The following is a 24,878-nucleotide window of genomic DNA, read 5'->3' on the forward strand; positions in this document are numbered from 1 at the left end:
CCGACATTTGCCTTGTGATGCCCTGCTGCCGTCGCCGCGGCATTCGACTCGTACGAGTCGCCCCGAAACGGACGCGAAAATCAGATTGATCTGATCGACCAGTTCTCGCCGGCTGACCACAATGTCACGATTTGCGACGAGATTCCCGCGCCGCGACCGGCACGGTTACCTGTGTCGCACGGCGCACCGCCCTCATGACCCCATCGCCCCTTGTCCCCGTCGAAGGCGCGCTCGCCCGCCCTCGCGCAGCCCCGCTCGATCACGTACCGCCGTTCGGTCGCGAATGGACCTTTCGCGGCGCGCCCGGTGCACGGCCCGGCAAGCACTGCCTCGCCACACTGACGACGTCCTGCATCGACGTCGACCGGCCGCACCGCGCGTGCCGATGGCAACCATGGCCCGTAGCGGCGGCGTTGCCGAACTCGGCAGGGGCACCGGTCATGCCGGCTGCCGTTGCCGGCACGCGCTTCCGGCGTACCGTCCCAGGCTCTCGCGACCGACGCGCGATGTACGCAATCTGCTGGAGCATCGGCGCGTTCGGCATCATCGGCTGGCTGATCGCCGCGCACGAACCGCCCACGGTCTTCGAGCCTGCGCACACGATCCAGATGGTCGGCATTGCAACGGACCACGCCACGTCATCGACCGGTACCGTGCGGGTTGCCGCGGTTCAGTCCGATACGTCGACAGACACTTCACCGCAGCGCACGGTGGCGACACCTGTCGCGAAAACTGCAGAATCTCCACCGGCCACGCACCACGCCGCGCCTCGTCCTGCGTCGCTTCGCCCGAAGGCAACGTCCGACGTGCAGCGCACCGCCACTGCATTGCCACGTCGAACAGGCATCACGCGCACGACGGTAGCACCGACCCGGTCACCGACCATGCCGCGGTTGGCTGCACGTCCGCCAGCCCTGAGCGATACAGCCAACGCCCGCACACGCGATCTGCTCGCCTCACCGCCGCACGCACCGCACGCACCGGACACACGCGATGCGCGCGACACGCTCGACGATCCGCTCCCGCTGATCGCAATGGCAAACGCGCTGCGCGGCGCGCAGCCTGCCCGTCCGGCGCCTGCGCCGGCCGCCGGCTTCGACTGGACGTCGCAACTGTCCCACCGCCGCGTGACCGACGCACCGGACGCGTTCGCGCGCTGACGGCCGCCCAACAAAAAACCCGGCGAAGATCGCTTCGCCGGGTTTCGCTCGTCTATCTCGCCGTCCGTCTGACGAATCGTTATTTGTGCGAGGGCAGCCCCGTCTCGGTCTGCTTCTCGAGTTGCCGCACCTGCTCCTGCAGATCGCGCAACTGCATCTGCGCGGCCCGCTTCTCGACCTGCAGCGCCTGCGCCTGCTCCTGTGCCGACTTCTGCCGCTGCGCGACTTCGGCCTGCTGGCTGCGCGCCACGCTCAGATCGGCCTGCGACTGCTGCGCACGATTCGCCTGCAGCGCGATTACGCGTTCGAGAAACACCTTCTGCGCCTGCAGCTCGGTACGGCGGATCTCGATATCCGCGAGCTGCACGGTCTGCTGGACGAAGTTCGCATACACCATCTCCGCGCGACCCTTCTCCTGCGACCGGATCACGCGCCACAAATGCTTGTCCTGGAACAGCGCGACGTAGTACGTCATCTCGCGCGGATCGAACATCAGGCTCGCGCCGTAGCTGCCGTTGTACGTCGTGCGCATCTCGACGATCCGGCCGTCGTGCAGCATCTGCGTCAACTCGGCGACGTTGCCTTGCGCGCTTGCGTCCGACGCGGATGCCGCCGGCGCCGCATCGCCGCTCAGGCTCGTGACCGCCGGGCGCGTACCGGCGACCGGCGCGGTCGCGTCGGCGGACCAGGCCGCACCCGCTTGAGCGCAGGCGGCCAGTGCAACGATCCACGTTGCGCATCGTGCAGGGGAAAAATTTCGGAAAGCCAACGTCAGACTCCGGCGAACGAATCGGGACTCGCGATTATCGTTCAAAACGAAACGGCCGCATCTCGAATTTATCGGGATGCGGCCGGCCTTCGTGCGATACGAAGAACGTGGCGTGCTACAGGCGGGTTTCGCGCGCCGCGCGCAGGAACGCATCGAGCAGCGGCGTGCAGTCGAGCAGCTCCGAACCGCCCGCGCGATGAAACTCGGGGTGCCATTGCACGCCGACGACGAACGGCGAACGCCGATGGCGAATGCCCTCGATGATCCCGTCGCCGGCCGACACGGCCTCGATGTTCAGATCTCGGCCGAGATCGCGGATCGCCTGGTGGTGGATCGAGTTGACGATCGCTTCGCTGCGCCCGGGAAACATGCTCGCGAGCGTCGACGAGTCGGGGAAGCGGATGGCATGGCGATGCTGGTCGTAATGCTCGCTCACGTGCGCATTCGCGGTCGGTACATCGGTGGCGATGTCCTGGTACAGCGAGCCGCCGAACGCGACGTTGATCAACTGGCAGCCGCGACAGACGCCGAGAACGGGTTTGCCGGACTCGACGAACTCGTGCAGCAGCTCGAGCTCATACATGTCGCGCACGCGGTCGCCCGGCCATTCGGGGCGGGCGTCCGACGCCGCGTAGGTTTGCGGCGACACGTCGGCGCCGCCTTGCAGCAGCAGGCCGTCGAGATGCTTCGCGTAGTCGCGCAGGCGGATGTTGCTCGGGTGAATCATGCCCTGGTGGCCGACGGTCGGAATCATGAACACGAGCACGTCGCGCGACATCACCCAGTGTGCGATCGATTCCTCCAGATACTGCAGCGTCTTGCCCCGCAGCCCCTTCGCGCCCGGTTCCGGATGGAAGATCCGCGCCGACACGCCGATGCGCAGCGTGCGCTGCGTGATGCGCTGGCCCGCGCGGTCGAACAGCCGACGCGCGCGCGCCGCGATGATCCGGCCGAACACCGACCACGGCGTGTCGCTCTGCTTCAGGTAGGCCGGCGGCGCATTCTGCGCGCTCGCGGGCGGCGGCCGCGGCGTATCGAAATCCGGCGGCGCGCCGAACCCGGGCGGCGGCGAGCCGGGCTTCGGCGGCGCAGCGGCACCATCGCCGGCGGCACCCGTCGCGCCCGGCGCACCGGGCTCGGATGCGGCCGTGACCGGCGACGCGCCGTCCACGTCAACGTTTTGCGCGGCGGCCTGCGCTACCGGCGCACCGGGCGTTTTCGCCGGATCGGGACGGGGAGAATCGGAAGAAGCGGAAGAGGTGCCGGGCAGACCGGCCGGGGAAAGCGTGTTTTCGCTCATGACGATGGTCTGGTACGTCGCTCACGCGTATGGATAAACGAGGATTCATTATGCTTCAGCGCACGATCGCGCGGTAAACCTGCAACATCCTGTCGATATTGTTGCAAGTCGGTGGCAGGCCGCACCGGGGAGCGCCCCGTTCGCGTGCCGGCGCCACCACCCCGTGGCCGCGTGCACTGGACATCAGTGATATATCACAATAATATCCACGCATCGTCCACGCTTCCCGATCGCCCGCGCCATGATCGCGCCCCGTCCGGCCGCCGCGCCGCAACCCCCATGAATGCCCTGACCGAGGTCACCCGCGACCGGCCCGCCGCGTCGGCGATCAGTCTCGCCGACCGCGCCTACGCGCTGATCCAGCGCGACATCATCACGATGCGCCTGAAGCCGGGCGCCGCGCTCAACGAAGCCGACCTCGTCGCGCGCACGGGGATCGGCCGCACGCCGGTACACCAGGCCGTGCACCGGCTCGTGCTCGAAGGATTGCTGTCCGTGATGCCGCGCAAGGGGTTGATGGTGCAGCCGCTGTCGCTCGACGACATCGTCGCGGTGATCGACGTACGGCGCATCAACGAAGCGCACTGCGCCGAACTCGCCGCGCGCCATGCGACGCCCGACGATCTCGCGCGCATGGCCGCGCTGCTCGACGACGGGCAGGCCTGCGTCGACACGCACGACGTCGAGGGCATGATGGAACTCGACCGTGCGTTTCATCAGGCGATCGCCGCGGCCGCGCGCAACGCGGTCCTCGCCGAGATCCTGCGCGCGCTGCACGAGCGCTCGCTGCGCTTCTGGTTCGTCACGCTGTCCGAACCTCACCATCTCGCCGACGTCCAGCACGAGCATCGCGAACTGTTCGAACGGCTTGCCGCGCGCGACGCCGCCGGCGCGCGCGCGGCCGTCGAAGGCCATATCGATTCGTTCCGCTCCACGCTTCTTCAACATCTTCGCCCCTGAGCCGCCCATGACCACGTTCACGCCCTTCCCCCCGCTCGCCCAGCTCGCCGCCGACCTCGCCGCCGGGCGGACCACGAGCCGCGCGCTCGTCGACACCGCGCTCGACCGGATCGCCGATCCGTCGGGCCAGGGTGCCGTCGTCTTCACCGAAGTCGCTGCCGACAACGCGCGCGCGGCCGCCGACGCGCACGACCGGCTGCGCGCCGCGGGCACCGTGCTGTCGCCGCTCGCGGGCATTCCCGTGTCGGTGAAGGACCTGTTCGACGTCGCGGGCCAAGTGACGCGCGCCGGTTCGCGCGTGCTCGACGGCGCGCCGGCCGCGCGCACCGATGCGGTCGCCGTCGCGCGGCTCAAGCGTGCGGGCGCCGTGCTGGTCGGCCGCACGAACATGAGCGAGTTCGCGTTCTCCGGGCTCGGGCTGAATCCGCACTTCGGCAACCCGCGCTCGCCGTACCATCGCGACGTGCCGGGCGATGCCCGGATTTCCGGCGGCTCGTCGTCGGGCGCGGCCGCGTCCGTCGCCGACGGGATGGCCGCCGTCGCGCTCGGCACCGACACGGGCGGCTCGATCCGCATTCCTGCCGCCCTGTGCGGGCTGACAGGCTTCAAGCCGACCGCGAGCCGGATCCCGACGCAAGGCGGCGTGCCGCTGTCGACGACGCTCGACTCGTTCGGCCCGATCGGCCTGACGGTCGCCTGCTGCGCGCTCGTCGACCGGATGCTCGCGGGCCTCGAGCCGCACGTGCCGGCCGCGCGGCCGCTCGAAGGCGTGCGGCTCGGCGTGCTGACGAACTACGTGACGGATGGCGTCGATGCCGACGTCGCGGCCGCGCTCGACGCCGCGCTCAAGCATCTCGAAGCCGCCGGCGCGATCGTCACGGAAGTGCGCTTCTCCGCGCTCGACCGGCTGCCGGACATCAACCGCTTCGGCTTCTCGCCGATCGAGGCGTACGCATGGCATCGCCCGCTGCTCGCGCAGCACCGCGACCGATACGACCCGCGCGTGCTGACGCGGATCCTGAAGGGCGAACCCGCGAGCGCGGCCGACTATCTCGACCTGCTCGCCGCGCGCGCCGCGATGCTCGACGAAGCCGCGCACACGGTCTGGTCGCGCTTCGATGCGCTCGTCGCGCCGACGGTGCCGGTGGTGCCGCCGCGCATCGCGGAACTCGAAGCGGACGACGCCGCGTTCACGCGCACCAATGCGCTGATCCTGCGCAACCCGAGCGCGTTCAACTTCCTCGACGCGTGCGCGTTGTCGCTGCCGTGCCATCCGCGCGACGCGGCGCCGGTCGGCCTGATGCTCGCGGCGGCGCCGCATCGCGACGACGCGCTGCTCGCGATCGGCCAGGCGGTCGAGGCCGTGCTGAACACGATCCGCTGACCGCGCCAGCCGATCGACGGCGGGCGATGCGCGCGGTGCGGCAGGGTGCCGCACGCGCGCTGTCAGTTTCGTGCCAGACCGTTCGCGCTAAAATCGCGCGATTGTTTTCCGGACCGACCCACGAGGAACCCCGCCGACATGAACGACTACACGCTTGCGCTACGCCGCGAACGCCGCCTGCTGATGCTGCTCGGATGGGTGTGCATCGCCCTGCTGGCCGGTGCGCTGTACCTGCAGTACGTGAAGAACGAGGATCCGTGCCCGCTGTGTATCATCCAGCGCTACTTCTTCGCCGCGATCGGGATCTTCGCGTTCCTGGCCGCCGGGATCCGCAACTGGCGCGGCATCTGGGTGCTCGAGCTGCTGATCGCGATCGCCGCGGCCGGCGGCGTCGGCACGGCCGCACGGCACCTGTCGATCCAGATGAATCCGGGCTTCAGCTGCGGCTTCGACACGCTGCAGCCGATCGTCGACAGCCTGCCGCCCGCGCAGTGGTTCCCCGGCATGTTCAAGGTCGCCGGGCTGTGCGAAACCGTCTACCCGCCGATCCTCGGCATCCTGCTGCCCGGCTGGGCGCTGATCGGCTTCGCCGTGATCCTGATTGCGGTCGTCGCAAGCCTCTGGCGCCATCGCCGCAAGCTCGCGGCCTGACCCGGCCAGCCGCAATGGCGGCGCCCTGCGCGCGCGGCCCGATCAGTCGGGCCACGCGCCGCCGGTCCGTCGTCGCCCGGCCCTGCCGGACGCTTTCGCAAGCCGCACCTGGCCGGCCACACGTAAACCCCTACCCTGCCGCGGCCCGGCGTTCCGGGCGAACGCGCGTCGCGCGACTGCGGCGCCCGCGCCCCGCCGCGCCTGCGTTTCGGTCCGACGTGCACGCATCGGCGCCCCGATGCCGCGCGGCGGGCCTATGATCGACATGATCGCCTCCTGATAGCCCGGATCACTGCCCGGCGATGTTCCCGTTGCCTTGCGGTGCTATCTTCGTGGCTGGATGGCGATCTACGTGCGCGAGGCCAGGCGGTCTCACCGCCCACTGCGTAACGCGCGCCCGATCCGCAATGTCGAATGGATTCATCATGACAACGCAAACCATCCGCATCCGTCTCCCTCATGGCGTCCGCGTATCCGGCGGCGCCGCCGTTCGCACGCGCGTTCCGCGCGCTGCCGCCGCACTGCATCGGCCGTGCGGCCGGCCTACCCCGCTCCCGTCCGTCCTCGCTGCCGCCGCGCCCGCCAGCCCGCGCCGCGTGTCGTGCCGCGTCGTCCCGAACGGAGCGTGCTGATGGAAGCCTGGCTCGGCGATCTGCAGCAACTGCTCGCGCACGGCGAAGCGGCCGTGCTCGTGACAGTCGCGCACACCGACGGCTCCGCGCCGCGCGAAGCCGGCACCAAGATGCTCGTCACGCGCGACATGGCCCGCCATACGATCGGCGGCGGTCATCTGGAATGGAAGGCGATCGAGATCGCGCGGCATCTGCTGAAGGACGGCGCGCACGTGCCCCACGCGCGCAGGCTCGAACGGCTCGCGCTCGGCCCGAGCCTCGGCCAGTGCTGCGGCGGTGTGGTCGTGCTCGCGTTCGAGCGGCTCGACGTCGGCGATCTCGGCTGGATCATGTCGCTCGCGAAGCGCGTCGCGGCCGGGGCCGCGACCGTGCGTAGCGTATCATTCGGCCCCTCGCCGGGCGCGCCGCTGTTGAGCGAGCCCGAATCGGAAGCCGCGCGGGCCGACTGCCTGCTGTGGGAAACCGGCGGCGTGTCGCTGATGACCGAAACGATCGCGCCGTATGCGTTCCCCGTCATGCTGTTCGGCGCCGGGCACATCGGCACCGCGCTCGTGAAGGTGCTGGCGACGCTGCCGTGCCAGGTGCGCTGGATCGACGGGCCCGATGCGGTGTTTCCGCCGGCCGACGTGCTCGCCGGCATCGGCAATCTCGCGATCGAGGCGGCCGCCGCACCGGCGGACGCCGTCGACACGGCGCCGCCGCAGTCCTACTTCGTCGTGATGACGCACGACCACGCACTCGATTTCGTGCTGGCCGAGCGCATCCTGCGACGCGGTGACTATGCGTACTTCGGAATGACCGGCTCGCACGCGAAACGCGTGCAGTTCGATCATCGCCTCGCGGCCATCGGCATCGACCCGTCCCAGGTCGCGCGGATGCGCTGCCCGATCGGTGTCGAAGGCATCATCGACAAGGCCCCCGAAGTGATCGCGATCTCGGTGGCCGCGCAATTGCTGCAGGCCGTCGAGGCGAACGCGAACGCGCAGGCTTCCCCTACCTACTGACCGACCAAGAACGACGCCATGACCCCGACATTCAAGGACAAGATTGCCCGTGCGCCGAAAGCGGAGCTGCACATCCATATCGAAGGCTCGCTCGAGCCCGAACTGATTTTCGCGCTCGCGCAGCGCAACGGCGTGAAGCTCGCGTACGACTCGATCGACGCGCTGCGCGCCGCGTACGCGTTCACCGACCTGCAGTCGTTCCTCGACATCTATTACGCAGGCGCAAGCGTGCTGCTGACCGAGCAGGATTTCTACGACATGACGGCCGCGTACTGCGAACGCGCGCTCGCCGACAATGTCGTCCACACCGAACTGTTCTTCGACCCGCAGACGCACACCGAACGCGGCGTGCCGATCGAGACGGTCGTCGCGGGCATCGAGCGCGCACTCGCCGATGCCGAGCAGCGCGGGCTGTCGAGCAAGCTGATTCTGTGCTTCCTGCGCCACCTGCCCGAAGAGGACGCGCTCGCGACGTTCGAATCCGCATTGCCGCTGTTCGAGCGCTATCGCCATCGCCTGATCGGCGTGGGCCTCGACTCGTCCGAGCTCGGCCATCCGCCGACGAAGTTCGCGCGCGTGTTCGAAAAGGCGCGCGCGCTCGGGCTGAAGCTCGTCGCGCACGCGGGCGAGGAAGGCCCGCCGGCCTATATCTACGAAGCGCTCGACGTGCTGAAGGTCGACCGGATCGACCACGGCGTGCGCAGCATCGAGGACGCGGCGCTCGTCGAACGCCTCGCGCGCACGCGCACGGCGCTCACCGTCTGCCCGCTGTCGAACCTGAAACTGTGCGTGTTCGACGACATGGCGAAACACACGCTGAAGGCGCTGCTCGACCGCGGTGTCGCGGTGACGATCAATTCGGACGATCCGGCCTATTTCGGCGGCTACGTCAATGAAAACTACTTCGCGACGGTCGCGGGGCTGCAGCTCACCGATGCCGAAGTCCAGGCGGTGATCCGCAATGGCTTCGAGGCGTCGTTCGTCGACCCTGCGCAGCGCGACGCACTGATCGCGCGCCTCGACGCGTACTGGCAGGCCGCGTGACGGCCGGCATCGAGGTGCGCTAGACAGATGAAACACGGCAACGGCATCCGCTTCGCGACTCATGGCCCGGCCTTGCGCCGCGCCGATCGCACGCATGCGCCCGGCGCAAACGGGTGCAGCGCGTTCGTTGCCCGCGTGGCGGCGGCGCTGTCCGTCGCCGCCCGCCGGCGCGTGCGGTCGCGGCTTGCCGTCCCGTGCGCCGCCGCAGCGGGCGCGATCGCCAGCGCTGCGCGGTTCGCCGGCAGCCACGCGACGGCGGCCGCGGCCGCCACGAGCGCCTGCGCGATCGCATCCGGCCGCGCGTCGCGCAGTGTGTCGCGGCGATTCGCGAAGTGCCGTCCCGCAACCGCGCGGGCGGCGCCATCCATGCCGTCGCCCGCGCGGCGTCGATCGCTTTCTTCTGTTCGCCTTACCTTGATGCAGGACCATTCGTCATGACGCAAACCGCTTTTCGTTCCCAACTGCTGACCTTCAACGGCGACCCGGCGCAATCGAGCCAGGCCGCGAACTACGAGACCGACGGCCTCCTGATCGTCGCCGACGGCAAGGTCGTCGCGGCCGGCCCGTATGCACAGCTCGCCGCGACGCTCGCGCGCGACGCGATCGTCCATGACCTGCGCGACAAGCTGATCGTGCCCGGCTTCATCGACACGCACATCCACTATCCGCAGACGGACATGATCGCGTCGCCGGCGCCGGGCCTGCTGCCCTGGCTCGACAAGTACACGTTCCCGACCGAGCGCCGGTTCGGCGATCCCGAGCATGCGCGCGAAGTCGCCGAATTCTTCGTCGACGAACTGCTTGCCTGCGGCACGACGAGCGCGCTCGTCTACTGCACGGTGCACAAGCAGTCGGCCGACGCGCTGTTCGCGGCGAGCGACGCCCGCGACCTGCGGATGATCGCGGGCAAGGTGCTGATGGACCGCAACTGCCCCGAATTCCTGCGCGACACCGCGCAATCGGGTTATGACGACAGCGCCGAGCTGATCGGCCGCTGGCACGGCAAGGGCCGCCAGATGTATGCGCTCACGCCGCGCTTCGCGCCGACGTCGACCGAGGCGCAGCTCGAAGCGTGCGGCGAGCTCGCTCGCCGCCATCCGGACGTGTTCGTGCAGAGCCACGTCGCGGAAAACGTCGACGAGGTGAAATGGGTGGCCGAGCTGTTCCCCGGCCATCGCAGCTATCTCGACATCTACGACCGCTACGGGCTGCTGCGTCCGCGCGCGGTGTACGGCCACTGCATCCACCTCGACGACGAGGACCGCCGCCGGATGGCCGAGACGCGCACCGTCGTCGCGCACTGCCCGACGTCGAACTTCTTCCTCGGCAGCGGGCTGTTCGATTTCGACAAGGCCGGCGAATACGACGTGCCCGTCACGCTCGCCACCGACGTCGGCGGCGGCACGTCGTTCTCGATGCTGCAGACGATGAACGAAGCGCACAAGGTCGCGCGGCTGTCGGGCCACCACCTGTCCGCGACGCGGATGTTCTGGCTCGCGACGGCCGGCGCCGCGCAGGCACTCGACCTCGCCGACACGGTCGGCACGCTCGCGCCGCGCACCGAGGCCGACTTCGTCGTGCTCGATCCGCAGGCCACGCCGCTGCTCGCACGCCGCACGAAGCGCGCGGATTCGCTCGAGGAACTGCTGTTCGCGTTCGCGCTGCTCGGCGACGACCGCGCGGTGTACCGCACCTATGCGGCCGGCACGCTCGTCCACGAACGCGGCGCGGCCCGCCGCGCGGCCGCGGCGTAACTGCCCGCCGGGTGTCCGTCCCCGCATGCGCGGCGACGCATCCGCCACCGCGCATGCCGGGTAGCCGAAGGCGCCACGCGCCGATCGTGTCCCGGCGCGCCTCGCAGCCCTGCCCGGCCGCATTCCCACGCGCGACACACCGTGCTAGAATTCGCCGCTCATTGGGGAGTAGCCGCTCCGCTCGATGCCTCGCGCCCCCGGCGCGCATCGTGACGGAGGCGTCCGTCAACAGACTTGGCCGTTCGGCCATGGCGGACGCAGCCACCTAGGCCTGGCGAGACCGATGGTTCACAGTGCGCCGCATCAGGGCCCGGCGCGCCGTGGATCGTCGCTCGCACGCACAACATCGGCCCGCGGAACCCCATACGTGTCCCAAGCCTTCCTGATTTCCACCGGCGCCGTCGCCCTCGCTGAAATCGGCGACAAGACCCAACTGCTTTCCCTCGTTCTGGCCGCGCGCTATCGCAAACCGGTGCCGATCATTCTCGGCGTGCTCGTCGCGACGCTCGTGAACCACGGTTTCGCAGGCGCGCTCGGCGAATGGCTCGGCGCGCTCGTCACGCCGTCGATCATGCGCTGGGCGCTCGCGTTCTCGTTCATCGCGATGGGATTGTGGATCCTCGTGCCGGACAAGCTCGATGCCGACGAAGCCAATGCCAACCGTTCGCGGCTCGGCGTGTTCGGCGCGACCCTCGTCGCGTTCTTCCTCGCGGAAATGGGCGACAAGACGCAGATCGCGACCGTCGCGCTTGCCGCGCGCTTCCAGGACTACATCGGCGTCGTGGCCGGCACGACGTTCGGGATGATGCTCGCGAACGTGCCGGCGATCCTGCTCGGCGACCGCTTCGCGCACCGTTTGCCGACGAAGCTCGTGCACGGCATCGCGGCCGTGCTGTTCGTCGTGCTCGGCGCGCTGGCGCTGCTGGGCATCGGGGCCTGACGGACGAAGGTGGCCGGCGCGGCCGCGCCGTTGCTGGCGCCGCGTTACTTCGCGAGCGCCGCGCCCGAAGCCGGCGCAGCCGGCACCGCGCGCTCGTTGGCGGCCGGCGCCGCCGGCCCGCCGTGCTTGTCGACCGGCAGCCGGACCGAGCGGACCGCGCCGTTCGACAGCGGGAAATCGGCGAGTGCGCTGCGCGCAAGGAACGGCATCGCGTACAGCAGCGTGCCGTTGTCGCCGGTCGTGCGCGCGGACACGTTGTAGACCTCCTTGCCCGTCGCGCGCTCGGTGATGCGGATGCCGAGCGTGTAGTCGAACACCTGGTATGTCTGCGCGACGTAGCCGGCCGGCATCGGCCCCCAGGGCCCCCACGGGCCCCACGGCCCGTGCCGCCAGTACGGCCCCGGCCCGACGAACCAGGGATCGTAGTAGACGGGTTGCGGCACCGTCACGAGATCGCTGCCGACCGCATAGGTCAGCCCGACGAGATACCGCGCCTGCGCCAGCGGCACCTGCCGGAACGCATACGCCGACAGTTCGCTCGCGACGATCGGCTCGTAGGTCGACTGCTCGATGCTGTTCTTCTGCGCGTCGCTGCGCGTGAACGCATAGGTGCGTGTCGCGTCGCTGCCGCTCCAGTCGGAGAAGGCCGTGACCTGGGTCGTCACGTAGCTGGTGCAGCCGGTCAGCAGCGCCACGCACAGCGCCGCCGCCCAGCCCGCACCGCGAAAAATCCATTCGCGTTTCATGTTGATCCTCGTCGATCCGTCACCCGTTCGTCGCACCGCGCGAATCGCACGGGATGCCGATAATACGCGGACTGCCGAAAGCGGTAAAAAGTTCGCGCGGCACGCAGCCGCAAGGCTTTGTACAATGGCCCGGTTCGCCTGGCCCGTGCCGCGGGCCCGTCCCCCACTCCACCGATCTCGACGACCATGTCCGACAACGCCTCCTCCACCGTGATCCGCCGCGCCGACTACACGCCGCCGGCCTTCCTCATCGATTCCGTCGCGCTCGAATTCGATCTCGCGCCGGCCCGCACGATCGTCAGGAATACGATGCGCGTGCGCCGCAATCCGGACGCCGCGTCCGCGCCGCACCTGGAGCTGCTGGGCGAAGCGCTCGAATTCCTCGGCGCACGGCTGGATGGCGCGCCGCACGGCGCCGTGCGCGCGCACGAACACGGGCTGACCGTCGAGAACGTACCCGAGGCTTTCGAGCTGACGCTCGAAAGCGCATGCGCGCCCGACCAGAATACGACGCTGTCGGGCCTGTACGTGTCGAGCGGCAACTTCTTCACGCAGTGCGAAGCCGAAGGCTTCCGCCGCATCACCTACTTCCTCGACCGCCCCGACGTGATGGCGTCGTACACGGTCACGCTGCGCGCCGACAAGGCCGCGTACCCGGTGCTGCTGTCGAACGGCAACCTCGTCGATTCGGGCGACCTGCCCGACGGCCGCCACTTCGCGAAATGGGAAGACCCGTTCCGCAAGCCGAGCTACCTGTTCGCGCTCGTCGCGGGCACGCTCGTCGCGATCGAGGAAAAGATCACGACCGGCTCGGGCAAGGAAAAACTGCTGCAGGTGTGGGTCGAGCCGGCCGACCTCGACAAGACGCGTCACGCGATGGATTCGCTGATCCACTCGATCCGCTGGGACGAAAAGCGCTTCGGCCTCGAGCTCGATCTCGACCGCTTCATGATCGTCGCGGTCGGCGACTTCAACATGGGCGCGATGGAAAACAAGGGGCTCAACATCTTCAACACGAAGTACGTGCTGGCGAACCCCGAGACCGCGACCGACACCGACTTCGCGAACATCGAATCGGTGGTCGGCCACGAGTACTTCCACAACTGGACGGGCAACCGCGTGACCTGCCGCGACTGGTTCCAGCTGAGCCTGAAGGAAGGCCTGACGGTGTTCCGCGACCAGGAATTCTCGGCCGACATGGCCGCGGGCGACGAAGTCGAATCGGCGGCCCGCGCGGTCAAGCGCATCGAGGACGTGCGCGTGCTGCGCCAGTTGCAGTTCGCCGAGGATGCAGGCCCGATGGCGCACCCGGTGCGCCCGGAGAGCTACGTCGAGATCAACAACTTCTACACGATGACCGTCTACGAAAAAGGCTCGGAAGTCGTGCGGATGTACCAGACGCTGTTCGGCCGCGACGGCTTCCGCAAGGGGATGGACCTGTACTTCAAGCGCCATGACGGCCATGCGGTGACCTGCGACGACTTCCGTCACGCGATGGCCGACGCGAACGGGCGCGACCTCGCGCAGTTCGAGCGCTGGTACAGCCAGGCCGGCACGCCGCGCGTGTCGGTGCGCACCGCGTACGACGCAGCCGCGCGCCGCTATACGGTGACGCTCGCGCAGGGCTACGGCGACGCGTCGCCGGCCGCGCGCGAAACGCAGCAGGGGCCGCTCCTGATTCCGTTCGCGATCGGCCTGATCGGCCGCGACGGCCGCGACCTGCCGCTGCGCCTCGACGGCGAAGCCGCCGCATCGGGCACGACGCGCGTGCTCGACTTCACCGACGCCGAGCAGACCTTCACGTTCGTCGACGTGCCCGAAGCACCGCTGCCGTCGCTACTGCGCAACTTCTCGTCGCCGGTGATCGTCGAGTACGACTACAGCGACGACGACCTTGCCTTCCTGCTCGCGCACGACAGCGATCCGTTCAACCGCTGGGAAGCCGGCCAGCGCCTCGCGACGCGCGCGCTGCTGACGCTCGCCGCGCGTGCCGCCGCGAACGAGCCGCTCACGCTCGGCGAAAACTTCGTCGCCGCGTTCCGCCGCGTGCTGACCGATGCGACACTGTCGCCGGCGTTCCGCGAACTCGCGCTGACGCTGCCGTCGGAAACCTATCTCGCCGACCAGATGGCCGAGGCCGACCCGGCCGCCGTGCATCGCGCGCGCCTGTTCGTGCGCCGCCGGCTCGCGACCGCGCTGCGCGCCGACTGGCTCGCAGCGTACGAGCAGCACCAGACGCCCGGCGCATACGAGCCGACGCCGGAGGCCTCCGGCCGCCGCGCGCTGAAGAACCTCGCACTCGCGTATCTGGCCGAACTCGACGACCCGGCCGACGCCGTGCGCCTCGCGACCGCGCAGTACGACGCGGCGAACAACATGACCGATCGCGCGGCCGCGCTCGGCGCGCTGCTGTCCGCCGCGGCCGCGGGTGCGGACGAACCGGCCGAGCATGCGCTCGACGACTTCTACCGTCGCTTCGAGAAGGAAGCGCTCGTGATCGACAAGTGGTTCGCGATGCAGGCGGCGCAGCGCGGCACGCCCGCGCAGCCGACGCTCGCGAAGGTTCGCAAGCTGCTCGCGCACCCCGCGTTCAACCTGAAGAACCCGAACCGCGCGCGCTCGCTGATCTTCAGCTTCTGCGCGGCCAACCCCGCGCAGTTCCATGCGGCGGACGGCTCGGGTTACGCGTTCTGGGCCGAACAGGTGCTCGCGCTCGACGCGATCAACCCGCAGGTCGCGGCGCGCCTCGCGCGTTCGCTCGAACTGTGGCGCCGCTTCACGCCTGCACTGCGCGACCGGATGCGCGCGGCGCTCGAGCAGGTTGCCGCCGGCGCGAAATCGCGCGACGTGCGCGAGATCGTCGAGAAAGCGCTCGCCTGACGCAAGCGAGCGCATCGCGCCCGCGCGATAAAGCCGGTGCCGCCTGACGCGACGCCGGCTTTTTTATTTTGCGCGAGTGCGATTGGAACCGGGCGGAATCGCGGGGTCCGATCGCGCAATTTGCCGCCGCTGCGACGCGCACCCCGCCCGTCGCCGCCCCCGGAAACCGGGCCGATCCGACCGCCCGGCCTTGTAACCGGACGAAAAAAGCCGGCGGCACGCGAGGCGCGACGGGTAAAATTGCGGCAATTCAAGGATTCTTTGGCCTTTCGGAGTCTGTTATGTCCATTGCCCGCCGCACCACGCTGTCGAAGTTCCTGATCGAACAGCAACGTGAGACCAACAACCTCCCCGCCGACCTGCGCCTGCTGATCGAAGTCGTCGCCCGCGCGTGCAAGGCGATCAGCTACAACGTGTCGAAGGGCGCGCTCGGCGAAGCGCTCGGTACCGCCGGCAGCGAGAACGTCCAGGGCGAAGTGCAGAAGAAGCTCGACATCCTGTCGAACGAGATCCTGCTCGACGCGAACGAATGGGGCGGCAACCTCGCCGCGATGGCGTCGGAAGAAATGGAAACGTTCTTCCCGATCCCCGCGAACTACCCGCGCGGCGAATACCTGCTCGTGTTCGACCCGCTCGACGGCTCGTCGAACATCGACGTGAACGTGTCGATCGGCACGATCTTCTCGGTGCTGCGCTGCCCGGACGGCAAACAGGCCACCGAAGAATCGTTCCTGCAGCCCGGCACCGAGCAGGTCGCCGCCGGCTATGCGGTCTACGGCCCGCAAACGGTATTCGTGCTGACGACCGGCAACGGCGTGAACTGCTTCACGCTCGACCGCGAAGTCGGCTCGTGGGTGCTCACGCAGAGCAACATGCAGATCCCGGCCGACACGCGCGAATACGCGATCAACGCATCGAACGCGCGCCACTGGTACGACCCGGTCAAGCGCTATGTCGACGAGCTGAACGCCGGCAAGGACGGCCCGCGCGGCGACAACTTCAACATGCGCTGGATCGCATCGATGGTCGCCGACGTGCACCGGATCCTGAACCGCGGCGGCATCTTCATGTACCCGGCCGACAAGCGCACGCCCGATCGTCCGGGCAAGCTGCGCCTGATGTACGAAGCGAACCCGATGTCGTTCATCGTCGAACAGGCGGGCGGCGCCGCGACGACCGGCACGCAGCGCATCATGGAAGTGCAGCCGACGGGCCTGCACCAGCGCGTGCCCGTGTTCCTCGGTTCGAAGAACGAAGTCGAGCGTGTCACCGGCTATCACGACGAAGCCGAATAATTTGCACTGCAGCACTGGACGGAGGTGCGCGACGCAAGTACAATCGCGCCTCGCGATGTGGCCCTGACCGGCTGCATCGCAGTGAAGTGAAAGCGGGAAGTCCGCCGGATCGATGGTTTCGCGAAGCAGCAGCGGTAGCAAGCTGAAAAAAAATCGCAAAACCTATTGCCAAGATCTCGGATTTGACCATATAATTTCATTTCTCTGCTGCCGGTGTAGCTCAGTTGGTAGAGCAGCGCATTCGTAATGCGAAGGTCGTAGGTTCGACTCCTATCTCCGGCACCAAGACATAAAGGTCTGACAAGCATCGCTTGTCAGACCTTTTCTCTTTTCCGGCGCCGAAATCGTGCGCCCGCTCTCCCCGCGCCACGTCCGCTTGCGGGCATCTCCCGAGTCACGCGCCGCGCACCGCCGATTACAATCGCCGGACCACACCGCCCTCTCCCCGCATCATGCGCACCTGGCGTCTCGAGCGACCGAACCTTACCGGGCAACTGGACGTGTCCCGCGCGACGCGCCTCGTCGCCGCGATCGGCGGCAACGAACCGAACGCATTCGCGGCCGAAGTCCTGAAGCTGTTCGACGACGCGCTGTCCATCACGCAGTGCACGATCTTCGCGTACGAATTCGGCAACCGCCCGCGCACGATGTCGGTCGCCGATCATCGCGGCGGCCGCTACCTGCGCGACCTCGCCGACACCTACGCACGACATTTCTACGCACTCGACGGCAACCAGCAGATCGTGTCGACCGCACATCGCGGCGCACGCCGCCACGACCTGCTGCTGCACCTGCAGGCCGGCGACGAGATCGGTCACGAAGCGTATCGCGCGGCCTGCTACCGCGGCCCCGACGTGTCCGACCGGCTGGCGCTGCTGATGCAGCCCAACGATGCGAGCTGGCTGTCGATCAACCTGTACCGCGCGCATCGCAGCGGCGCGTTCCAGCCGCGCGAGATCGCGGCGATCGAAACGCTCGCGCCGCTGATCGCGCAAGCCGCGAAGCATCACTACGCGCTCGCCGGCGCGACGCAGGTCGGCATCCCGCAAATGATGCTCGCACGGCTGCGCAGTGCGTGCCCGGCGTTGTCCAAGCGCGAACTCGACGTGCTGCGCGGCGTGCTCGAAGGCCAGACCGCGCACGACATCGGCGACACGATCGACGTGAAGGCATCGAGCGTCGTGACCTACCAGAAGCGCGCGTACCGGCGCCTCGGCATTTCGGGCCAGCGCGAACTGTTTGCGCTGTGCCTGCGACCTTGAACCGTCCCGGCTCGCACTGAGCCCGTCGCGGTCACGCCTGCAACCGGTCGCTGTACCCGGAATGGGGACAACGACGGCACGGCCGGCTTCCATACTGCAGCGACCTGTTGCCCGCATCGCATCGCCGATGCGCAAGCGTCGAACCGGATCACCCTGGAAGCCAACGATGGACATCGAATTCAAGCCCTACCCGTTCGTCGCCGAACGCCATCCCGCGCGTCTGCCGGACTGCGTCGACGGCATCGATACGCGCCGGCATCGCGTCGCGATCGTCGGCGGCGGCCCCGTGGGTCTCGCCGTCGCGCTCGGTCTTGCAAACCACGGCATCCGCAGCGTGCTGATCGAGGCCGACGACTCGGTCTGCCACGGCAGCCGCGCAATCTGCATCTCGCGGCGCAGCCTCGAGATCATCGAACGGCTCGGCGCGCTCGACGACTTCCTGCGCACGGGGTTGCCGTGGGTCGGCGGACGCAGCTTCTACCGTCGCGACGAAGTGCTGCATTTCACGATGCCGCAGGACGAGAACCAGAAGCTGCCTCCGATGGTGAATCTCGCGCAGTACCACATCGAGCAGTTCCTGCTCGACGCGGCGCTGCGCCGCCCCGAGCTCATCGATATCCGCTGGCAGACGAAGGTCGTCGGTGTGACGCGGCAGCCGGACGGCGTGCGCCTGGACGTCGACACGCCGCTCGGCGGCTACGCGCTCGACGCCGACTGGGTCGTCGCGTGCGACGGCGGACGCAGCACGATGCGCGACACGCTCGGACTGTCGCTCAAGGGCACGAGCTACGAGGGCCGCTACGTGATCGTCGACATTGCGCTCGACAGCGACCGGCCGACCGAACGGCTCGCGTACTTCGATCCGTCGTCGAACCCGGGTTCGACGGTGCTCGTCCACAAGCAGCCCGACAACGTGTGGCGGATCGACTACCAACTGCGCGACGACGAGGACGCCGAAGCGGCCGTGAAACCCGAGAACGTGATCCCGCGCGTGCAGAACCTGCTCGACATCATGGGCGAGCGCGGTGCGTGGTCGCCGATCTGGATCACGATCTACAAGGCGAACGCGCTGACGCTCGAACGCTACCGGCACGGCCGCGTGCTGTTCTGCGGCGACGCCGCGCATCTCGTGCCGATCTTCGGCGTTCGTGGCGCGAATTCGGGCATCGACGATGCCGACAATATCGCGTGGAAACTCGCGTACGTGATCCTCGGCGTCGCAGCAGACACGCTACTCGACAGCTACTCGGACGAGCGCGTGTACGCGGCGCACGAGAACCTGCGCTACGGCACGAAGAGCACCGAGTTCATGGCACCGCCGTCGTTTGCATTCGAGCTGATGCGCAAGGCCGTGCTGACACTCGCGGTCCGGCATCCGGCGCTGCGTTCGCTGATCAACCCGCGCCAGACATCGGCAATCGCATATGCGGCGTCGCCGCTCAACGCGGCCGAACGCGACACGTTCGCGGCCGGCCCGCCGCCCGGCACGGTGCTCGCGGAATGCCCGCTGACGCTGTACGCGACGCACGACAGCGACACTCGGCGCGGCCATCTGATCGATCTCGTCGCGCCACGCTTCACCGCGTTCTGCTTCACGCGCGACGGCGTGCCCGATCCGTCGCTGGCCGATCTCGAACGACGCCTGCAGGATGCGCGGATACCGTTCGCACTCGTCACGCTCGCACGGCGTGCGGCGCCGCGGGCACCGGCCTGCGGCGGCCATGACGACGACGGCCGGCTGTTCGACATGTACGGCGCGCGCGACGGCACCGTCTATCTCGTGCGTCCGGACGGGCATGTACTCGGCCGCTGGCACGACGCTCGCGCCGACGACGTGGCCGCGGCGCTGGAACGCGCGCTCCATCCGCGCGCATCAACCGATCGTCAGGAGACCGCATGATCACCGACGCCGAGCGCGACACGCTCTACACCGACCTGTGCCGCACGATGACCCGTATCGGCGAAGCCGGCACATCGCTCTTTCTCGCCCGTTTCGCCCTGCTGTCGATCGAGGCGATCGGCGACACCGCGACCGTCACACGGCTGATCGCCGACGCAAGCGACGGGCTGCCCGATGCGGGCATGCAAGCATCGGCGCACGGCGGCGAAGGTTCCTGACTGACGGACTTCATCGTCGACCATTTCTTACAAATTCATTTCGGCACACATCGTCCGCGCGCGAGCCGTGCCATGGGCAGGCAAATTCCCTGGAAAATCCGCTTAAGGGTGCATAACATTACTTAACGATTCTGACCCGCCTATCGCGTTACATTGCGTGGGCGGCGCGGCGGGTCGCAATGCCGCCTTCACCCAGCTTGCGGCGCGACAGCCGAAGTCCGGTCATTTCGACTCAACACAAGGAGAGGACCACCATGACTCATGGCTTGATTATGTGGCTCATCATCGGCGCGATTGCCGGCTGGCTTGCCGGCCTTCTCGTCAAGGGCGGCGGCTTCGGGCTGATCGTCGACATCATCGTCGGGATCGTCGGCGCGGTGATCGGCGGCTGGCTCGCCGGGATGCTCGGCATCAGCATCGGCAGCGGCTTCATCGGCTCGGTGATCGTCGCGGTCGTCGGCGCGGTGATCCTGCTGTTCGTGATCCGGCTATTCAAGCGAGCGGCCTGACGCTTCTCTCCACGCGCCTTCGGGCGCGTTTTCGCATCAGGCCGGCGCGCGGCCCGTTCGCCGCGCGCCACCGGCCCGTTCAGCGCTTCGCGCGCTGCGCCCAGCCGGTCGAGCACGTCGGCCGTCAGCAATCCGCTGCGCGCCTCGCGTGTGCCATCGCGCCCGATCCACACGGTGCGCGGCATTTCCCCTAGCCATCCCACATCGAGCACCGCGCGCAGACGCTCGGGCATCGGTTCCGCGTTCGCATATTGCGCGACCTGCGGCGCAGGTTCATCTGCGCGAGCGCCGTCGACATGCTCATGTGCGCGGCATGCGGCTCGGCGGCCTTCGACACGTCACGCATCGTGCGCGCCGGCGGGCGACAGCGCCGCGAGCCCACAACGCTCAGCCGGCCGCGAACGATTTCACAGCGACCACTTCAGTTCTCCATAGAAAGTTCGGCCCGGATACGGATGGAACACGTAGTAGCGGCGGTCCGTCAGGTTGTCGATGCCGACCGACGCGGTCCAGTGACGGTCGAAGCGGTAGCGTGCCTTCAGGTCGACGACCGTGAACGAGCTCGTGCTGCCGTAAACGTCCGGATTCACGTCGCTGTTGTCGAGCGTGTTGAACTGGCGGCCCGAGTAGCGAACGCCAACGCTCGCGAGCCAGTGTTCGTCGAAGCGATACGACGCGAGCAGATTCGCACGCATGCGCGGAATACGCGGAAAGCGCGAGCCGACATAAGCGGGATTCGCGGCATCGGCAAGGATCTGCGCGTTGCTCGCCGACACGTTCGCGTCGATCGCGAGCCCCTTCAGCCCGACGTTCTCGCCGCTGAACGCGAGTTCGACGCCGCGCACGCGCACGCGGTCGACGTTCGAGATGTTGGTGACGGTCGACGCGCCCGACACGGTCGTCTGGCTGTAGATCGAATCGCGCAGGTCGCTCTGGAACACGCTGGCGCGCACGACGCCGACACCCACGTCCCGTTCGGCGGTGAAGTCCCAGTCGATCGCCTTTTCAGGCCGCAGGTTCGGGTTGTTGTTGACGATCGCGTTGTTCGAGATCGTGCCCTGGAACAGTTCGCCGACCGTCGGGAAACGTGTGCCGGTCGCGAACGACAGCCGGAAGCGCCAGACGTCCGTCGCGTCCCATTGCAGCGCGACTTTCGGCGACAGCGCGTTCGCGCCGCGGTCCGCATAGCCGAGCGTGCCGGTCGCATTGCCGAGCGCGCCGCCGTACGCATCCCAGCGCTCGTAGCGCAGCCCGAGCGTCGCGAGCCAGCCCGGCGCGAAGCGCCACGCATCCTGCGCGAACAGCGCCTGCGTGCGCGTATCGCCCCGATAGACGCTCGCGAGCGACGTGGTCGGCCCGGCCAGCCAGTCCGCCGTGTTGTACGTGACGTTGCGCAGGAAGTAGTTGTCGAAGTGATAGCCGAACGTGAACGTGTGGCCCTTCACTTCCGGCGCCTCGGCCTTCAGGTCGAGCGTGCGCCAGCCCGTGCCGTCGCCCTGGAACAGCGTGCCCGCGCCGCCCCGCACGGCCGACGCCACGCGCAGCACGTCGCGCGACACGTCGTACGCGGACACGACGCCCGACAGCCGCCAGCCGGAATCGAGCCGGCCGTTCAGGCCGAGCGCATACAGCCAGTTCTCCTGGTCGCCGTGCTGCGGCGCGAACGCATTCGGCGCGACGGTCATGTTCTGGCCGCCGATCGACACGTTGCCACCGTAGACCGGATTGCCGGCCGCATCGCGCAGGAAGGATTCGCCGTGCTGCCGGTAATGGTTCTCCCAATGCCCGAGCGTGAGGGTCGCGTCGACGTGGTCGGTGAACGCGTAGCCCATCCGGACCGTCTCGTTGAGCTGCTCGGTCCGCTCGATCGTCTGCGCGCCGACGATCGTCCGCGGCTTGCCGTTGGGCCCGATGTCGGTCGCGGCGCCCGTCACCGGCACGGCGGCGCCCAGCTTCGGGTTGTAGGCCGAATTGGGGCTTGCGTACTGCATCGGCTGCCCGTTGTTTTCCAGCCGGTCGAGCGACAGCGCGAACCAGAACCGGCCGACGCGGTTCGCGATCCGCGCGGTCTGGTGATTGCCGCCGAAGCTGTCCGCGAACCCGTAGCCGTCGTGGTAGCGCTGCGTAAAGAACTGCGTCGACAGCGACGCCTCGAGTTTTTCCGGGCGGCGCGTCGTGAGCAGCACGGTCGAGCCGATCGAATTGCCGGGATACAACGCGGAAAAGGGGCCATAAAGCACGTCGACGCGTGCGATGTCGTCAGGTGGAATCAGCGACCAGCGCGGCGGGTACGCATAGCTCGAGCCGAGCAGGTTCGACAGCAGCACGCCGTCCGCGTAGACGAGCCCGCGCGCGCTCTGCAGTTCGTTGAAGTCGCGGCCCGCAAACACGCTGTTGCGGTCGCCGATATAGCGCTTGCGAACCATCAGGTTCGGCGCGTACTTCAGCGCATCCTCGGTGGTGACGTTGGTGTGCGTATCGATCTGCTCGCGCGTGATCGACTCGACGACGGCCGGCATATCCGGATCGACGGGTTGCCGCTGCGCGGTCACGCTGACGGCGGTCAGCGTATCGCCGGCCGTGGCAGCCGGCACGGCTGCGACAGCGGAGGCCGGCTCGGCACCGGCGGATCGATCGATACCGCTGCGGGCCGGATCGTTGCGTGCATCATCCGGCGAGGCCGCGTGGGCGGCCGGCCATGCGAAAGCGGCCGCGCATGCGAGCGCGAGCCGGCCGCGCGACGACCGCGCGGCGAAGGTAGACGACATGAGTGAATTCCTGAAAACGTGATCGGACGCCGCCGGACACGAGCAGGCGCGCCGCGCACGAGCGGCGCGGCACGCGGACCCGGCCGCGGGCGGCACGCGCGCCACCGGGGCGCGCGGACGACATCAATCAGATCGGCGCGTTTTCAGGCGGGGCGCGCGGCTGCGCGAGGCGGATCCCCTTGCGGGGGAAATCGGGAATGGCCGGGGCGGCCGCACGGTAGGCGAACGTCCGCACGAAGCCCGGCATTGCGGGCAGGCTCGTGCCGAGCGCGACGTTCGCCGCGAAGCCCGGACAGTACACGCAGTGCGGCACGCCGGCATGGTCGAACGACGACGCGTCGCGGTCGTCGCCCGACTGCGCGAGCACGACCTGGCGAGCGCCCGCTGCACTGCACAACTCGAGCGTGAGCTCGCCGGAACCGCTCGACGCAAGACGCGCGTAGCCGATGACAGGCGACAGTACATTCAGTACCAGCGCCAGCCACACAAGGCCGATCCAGCGCGTCGTTCGTTTCATCGCGGTCCAGGAAAAAGTGCGCGCAAGTATAACAAGCGGCCCGATTGTTGCCGATTGCGCAGGACGCAATAGTCGGCATCACACCTCGTCGCACTTCGCATCGGAGCGCATGTGCCGTTAATACAACAGAGACAAAATCTAACGATTCGCCTCTGGCATAAATCCAAGCACGAGGTTGATAATTATCGAACCTGCTGGAGAAACCACCATGGACGAAAGACCAACTCGCATGCCACCGCCCGAGCAAGTGATGAGCCCGGATCCGGAACCCGTCGGCGTGGAATTCCTCGCCGAATTGCCCGAGCACGTCCGGGCATTCTTCGACGAGCAGCACAAGCTGTACTCGCCGAAGTGAACGTCTGTTCGGTTCTGTAACCGCCACGTGTCGATCATCGCTATCGTGCGGTTCATCGCTGCGCATCGCGCGCAATTCGCCTCGCACCCGGGCCGCAACAGCCTGACGGTGCCGGATCAGTTCGCCTGCTGATTCTCCTGTCGCGTCGCTACGCCGCGCGACTGTCTTCGTCTATTCTTCTGGTTTTCCACGTCCGGCCTGCCCGGCTCTCCCGATCATTCCGATGAAACAAGCCATTCGTGCCAGCATCGCTGTCGCCGCGCTCGGCATCGCCCTCTTTTCGTCGCCGCGCATCGCCAGCGCAGACGGCGACGACACCGCACTCACCAACGTCGTCGCGCTCGCGTCGCAGCGCCTCGCACTCGCCGAACCGGTCGCGCGATGGAAATGGGCGAATCACAAGGCGATCGAGGACCAGCCGCGCGAAGCGGCACTGCTCACGTCGGTCGAGAAGCGCGCGGTAGAGGCCGGCGTCGATCCTGCGTTCGCACGGACGTTCTTCGAGGATCAGATCGCCGCGAGCAAGGACGTCCAGAACGCGCTGTTCGCGACCTGGCGCGCGACGCGGCCGCCCGAGGGCACGCCGCCCGATCTCGCGACCAGCACGCGCCCGGCGCTCGACCGGCTGACGCAGAAAATGCTCGCGGGCCTCGCGCAGGTCGCGCCGCTGCGCGATGCGCCCGATTGCCAGGCGCGGCTTGCGCGCAGCATCGCGAACTGGAAGACGCTCACGCGCTATGACTCGACGCAGACGCGGGCGCTCGACACCGCGCTGTCGCATATCTGTTCAGCCGGCGGCGCAAGCGCGATCGGCTGACGCGGCAGGCACC

Annotated in this window: 22 protein-coding genes, 1 tRNA gene, 1 pseudogene and 1 riboswitch; of the genes and pseudogenes, 18 read left to right on the plus strand and 6 right to left on the minus strand. The window is 68.2% G+C overall.

Annotated features, from left to right (window positions below):
- Positions 1-506 precede the first annotated feature (506 nt).
- Entirely contained in the window at positions 507-1,160 is a 654-nt protein-coding gene (locus tag GD429_RS02070) for a hypothetical protein (RefSeq protein ID WP_227791516.1), read from the plus strand.
- A 79-nt stretch (positions 1,161-1,239) separates the two neighbouring features.
- On the opposite strand, the gene GD429_RS02075 is transcribed toward GD429_RS02070, so the two are convergent.
- Together GD429_RS02075 and GD429_RS02080 are read right to left on the minus strand one after the other, a co-directional pair.
- Positions 1,240-1,929, minus strand: coding sequence for a DUF2968 domain-containing protein (locus GD429_RS02075; protein WP_152855439.1), 690 nt, complete (start codon positions 1,927-1,929; stop codon positions 1,240-1,242).
- 115 nt (positions 1,930-2,044) lie between these two features.
- Entirely contained in the window at positions 2,045-3,229 is a 1,185-nt protein-coding gene (locus GD429_RS02080; RefSeq protein ID WP_152855440.1) for a gamma-glutamyl-gamma-aminobutyrate hydrolase family protein, read from the minus strand.
- Between the two features lie 279 nt (positions 3,230-3,508).
- On the opposite strand from GD429_RS02080, the gene GD429_RS02090 reads away from it, so the two are divergent.
- The 8 genes from GD429_RS02090 to GD429_RS02130 all read left to right on the plus strand — a co-directional run bounded on the left by GD429_RS02090 (position 3,509) and on the right by GD429_RS02130 (position 11,598).
- On the plus strand, positions 3,509-4,189 hold the full coding sequence (locus GD429_RS02090) for a GntR family transcriptional regulator (RefSeq protein ID WP_152855441.1): 681 nt from the start codon (positions 3,509-3,511) through the stop codon (positions 4,187-4,189).
- Positions 4,190-4,196: 7 nt separating this feature from the next.
- Entirely contained in the window at positions 4,197-5,573 is a 1,377-nt protein-coding gene (locus tag GD429_RS02095) for an amidase (protein WP_152855442.1), read from the plus strand.
- A gap of 138 nt (positions 5,574-5,711) precedes the next feature.
- The gene (locus GD429_RS02100) at positions 5,712-6,224 is read left to right on the plus strand and encodes a disulfide bond formation protein B (RefSeq protein WP_152855443.1); all 513 of its coding nucleotides are present in this window, start codon (positions 5,712-5,714) and stop codon (positions 6,222-6,224) included.
- A gap of 631 nt (positions 6,225-6,855) precedes the next feature.
- On the plus strand, positions 6,856-7,860 hold the full coding sequence (xdhC, locus tag GD429_RS02105) for a xanthine dehydrogenase accessory protein XdhC (RefSeq protein WP_152855444.1): 1,005 nt from the start codon (positions 6,856-6,858) through the stop codon (positions 7,858-7,860).
- 18 nt (positions 7,861-7,878) lie between these two features.
- Positions 7,879-8,904, plus strand: coding sequence for an adenosine deaminase (locus GD429_RS02110; RefSeq protein ID WP_152855445.1), 1,026 nt, complete (start codon positions 7,879-7,881; stop codon positions 8,902-8,904).
- 27 nt (positions 8,905-8,931) lie between these two features.
- A complete protein-coding gene (locus GD429_RS02115; RefSeq protein WP_152855446.1) occupies positions 8,932-9,342 on the plus strand; it encodes a hypothetical protein in 411 nt (136 codons plus the stop codon).
- Entirely contained in the window at positions 9,339-10,658 is a 1,320-nt protein-coding gene (guaD, locus tag GD429_RS02120; protein ID WP_152855447.1) for a guanine deaminase, read from the plus strand. The genes GD429_RS02115 and guaD overlap by 4 nt, the downstream gene beginning before the upstream one ends.
- Before the next feature lie 151 nt (positions 10,659-10,809).
- A riboswitch (yybP-ykoY riboswitch) is annotated at positions 10,810-10,947 on the plus strand.
- Between the two features lie 78 nt (positions 10,948-11,025).
- Positions 11,026-11,598, plus strand: coding sequence for a TMEM165/GDT1 family protein (locus GD429_RS02130; RefSeq protein WP_131948107.1), 573 nt, complete (start codon positions 11,026-11,028; stop codon positions 11,596-11,598).
- 44 nt (positions 11,599-11,642) lie between these two features.
- On the opposite strand, the gene GD429_RS02135 is transcribed toward GD429_RS02130, so the two are convergent.
- Entirely contained in the window at positions 11,643-12,344 is a 702-nt protein-coding gene (locus GD429_RS02135) for a DUF4136 domain-containing protein (RefSeq protein WP_152855448.1), read from the minus strand.
- 186 nt (positions 12,345-12,530) lie between these two features.
- Here GD429_RS02135 and pepN point away from each other — a divergent pair, with 186 nt between their 5' ends.
- The 7 genes from pepN to GD429_RS02175 all read left to right on the plus strand — a co-directional run bounded on the left by pepN (position 12,531) and on the right by GD429_RS02175 (position 20,408).
- Entirely contained in the window at positions 12,531-15,224 is a 2,694-nt protein-coding gene (pepN, locus tag GD429_RS02145) for an aminopeptidase N (RefSeq protein ID WP_152855450.1), read from the plus strand.
- A 281-nt stretch (positions 15,225-15,505) separates the two neighbouring features.
- Entirely contained in the window at positions 15,506-16,519 is a 1,014-nt protein-coding gene (locus GD429_RS02150; RefSeq protein WP_034182997.1) for a class 1 fructose-bisphosphatase, read from the plus strand.
- Between the two features lie 209 nt (positions 16,520-16,728).
- A tRNA-Thr gene (locus GD429_RS02155) sits at positions 16,729-16,804 on the plus strand.
- A gap of 167 nt (positions 16,805-16,971) precedes the next feature.
- A complete protein-coding gene (locus GD429_RS02160) occupies positions 16,972-17,781 on the plus strand; it encodes a helix-turn-helix transcriptional regulator (protein WP_152855451.1) in 810 nt (269 codons plus the stop codon).
- A gap of 166 nt (positions 17,782-17,947) precedes the next feature.
- A complete protein-coding gene (locus GD429_RS02165) occupies positions 17,948-19,681 on the plus strand; it encodes an FAD-dependent oxidoreductase (RefSeq protein WP_152855452.1) in 1,734 nt (577 codons plus the stop codon).
- On the plus strand, positions 19,678-19,899 hold the full coding sequence (locus tag GD429_RS02170) for a hypothetical protein (RefSeq protein ID WP_152855453.1): 222 nt from the start codon (positions 19,678-19,680) through the stop codon (positions 19,897-19,899). The genes GD429_RS02165 and GD429_RS02170 overlap by 4 nt, the downstream gene beginning before the upstream one ends.
- Before the next feature lie 254 nt (positions 19,900-20,153).
- A complete protein-coding gene (locus GD429_RS02175) occupies positions 20,154-20,408 on the plus strand; it encodes a GlsB/YeaQ/YmgE family stress response membrane protein (RefSeq protein ID WP_046545158.1) in 255 nt (84 codons plus the stop codon).
- Positions 20,409-20,487: 79 nt separating this feature from the next.
- Here the strand turns inward: GD429_RS02175 and GD429_RS40875 are convergent.
- The 3 genes and pseudogenes from GD429_RS40875 to GD429_RS02190 form a co-directional block, all read right to left on the minus strand.
- A pseudogene (locus GD429_RS40875) lies at positions 20,488-20,709 on the minus strand (TlpA family protein disulfide reductase); the annotation flags it as partial.
- 106 nt (positions 20,710-20,815) lie between these two features.
- Positions 20,816-23,176: a TonB-dependent receptor gene (locus GD429_RS02185; protein ID WP_152855454.1), complete on the minus strand. Its 2,361-nt coding sequence runs from the start codon at positions 23,174-23,176 to the stop codon at positions 20,816-20,818.
- A gap of 127 nt (positions 23,177-23,303) precedes the next feature.
- Positions 23,304-23,693 carry a DUF2946 domain-containing protein gene (locus GD429_RS02190; protein ID WP_152855455.1) on the minus strand — a complete coding sequence of 130 codons (390 nt, stop codon included), beginning with the start codon at positions 23,691-23,693 and terminating at the stop codon, positions 23,304-23,306.
- A gap of 208 nt (positions 23,694-23,901) precedes the next feature.
- On the opposite strand from GD429_RS02190, the gene GD429_RS40245 reads away from it, so the two are divergent.
- Both GD429_RS40245 and GD429_RS02195 read left to right on the plus strand, forming a co-directional pair.
- The gene (locus tag GD429_RS40245) at positions 23,902-24,048 is read left to right on the plus strand and encodes a hypothetical protein (protein ID WP_009690993.1); all 147 of its coding nucleotides are present in this window, start codon (positions 23,902-23,904) and stop codon (positions 24,046-24,048) included.
- A 223-nt stretch (positions 24,049-24,271) separates the two neighbouring features.
- A complete protein-coding gene (locus GD429_RS02195; RefSeq protein ID WP_152855456.1) occupies positions 24,272-24,865 on the plus strand; it encodes a chorismate mutase in 594 nt (197 codons plus the stop codon).
- The last annotated feature ends 13 nt before the right edge of the window (positions 24,866-24,878 follow it).

The organism is Burkholderia sp. BE17 (assembly GCF_009362305.1).
Taxonomy (GTDB): domain Bacteria; phylum Pseudomonadota; class Gammaproteobacteria; order Burkholderiales; family Burkholderiaceae; genus Burkholderia; species Burkholderia pyrrocinia_C.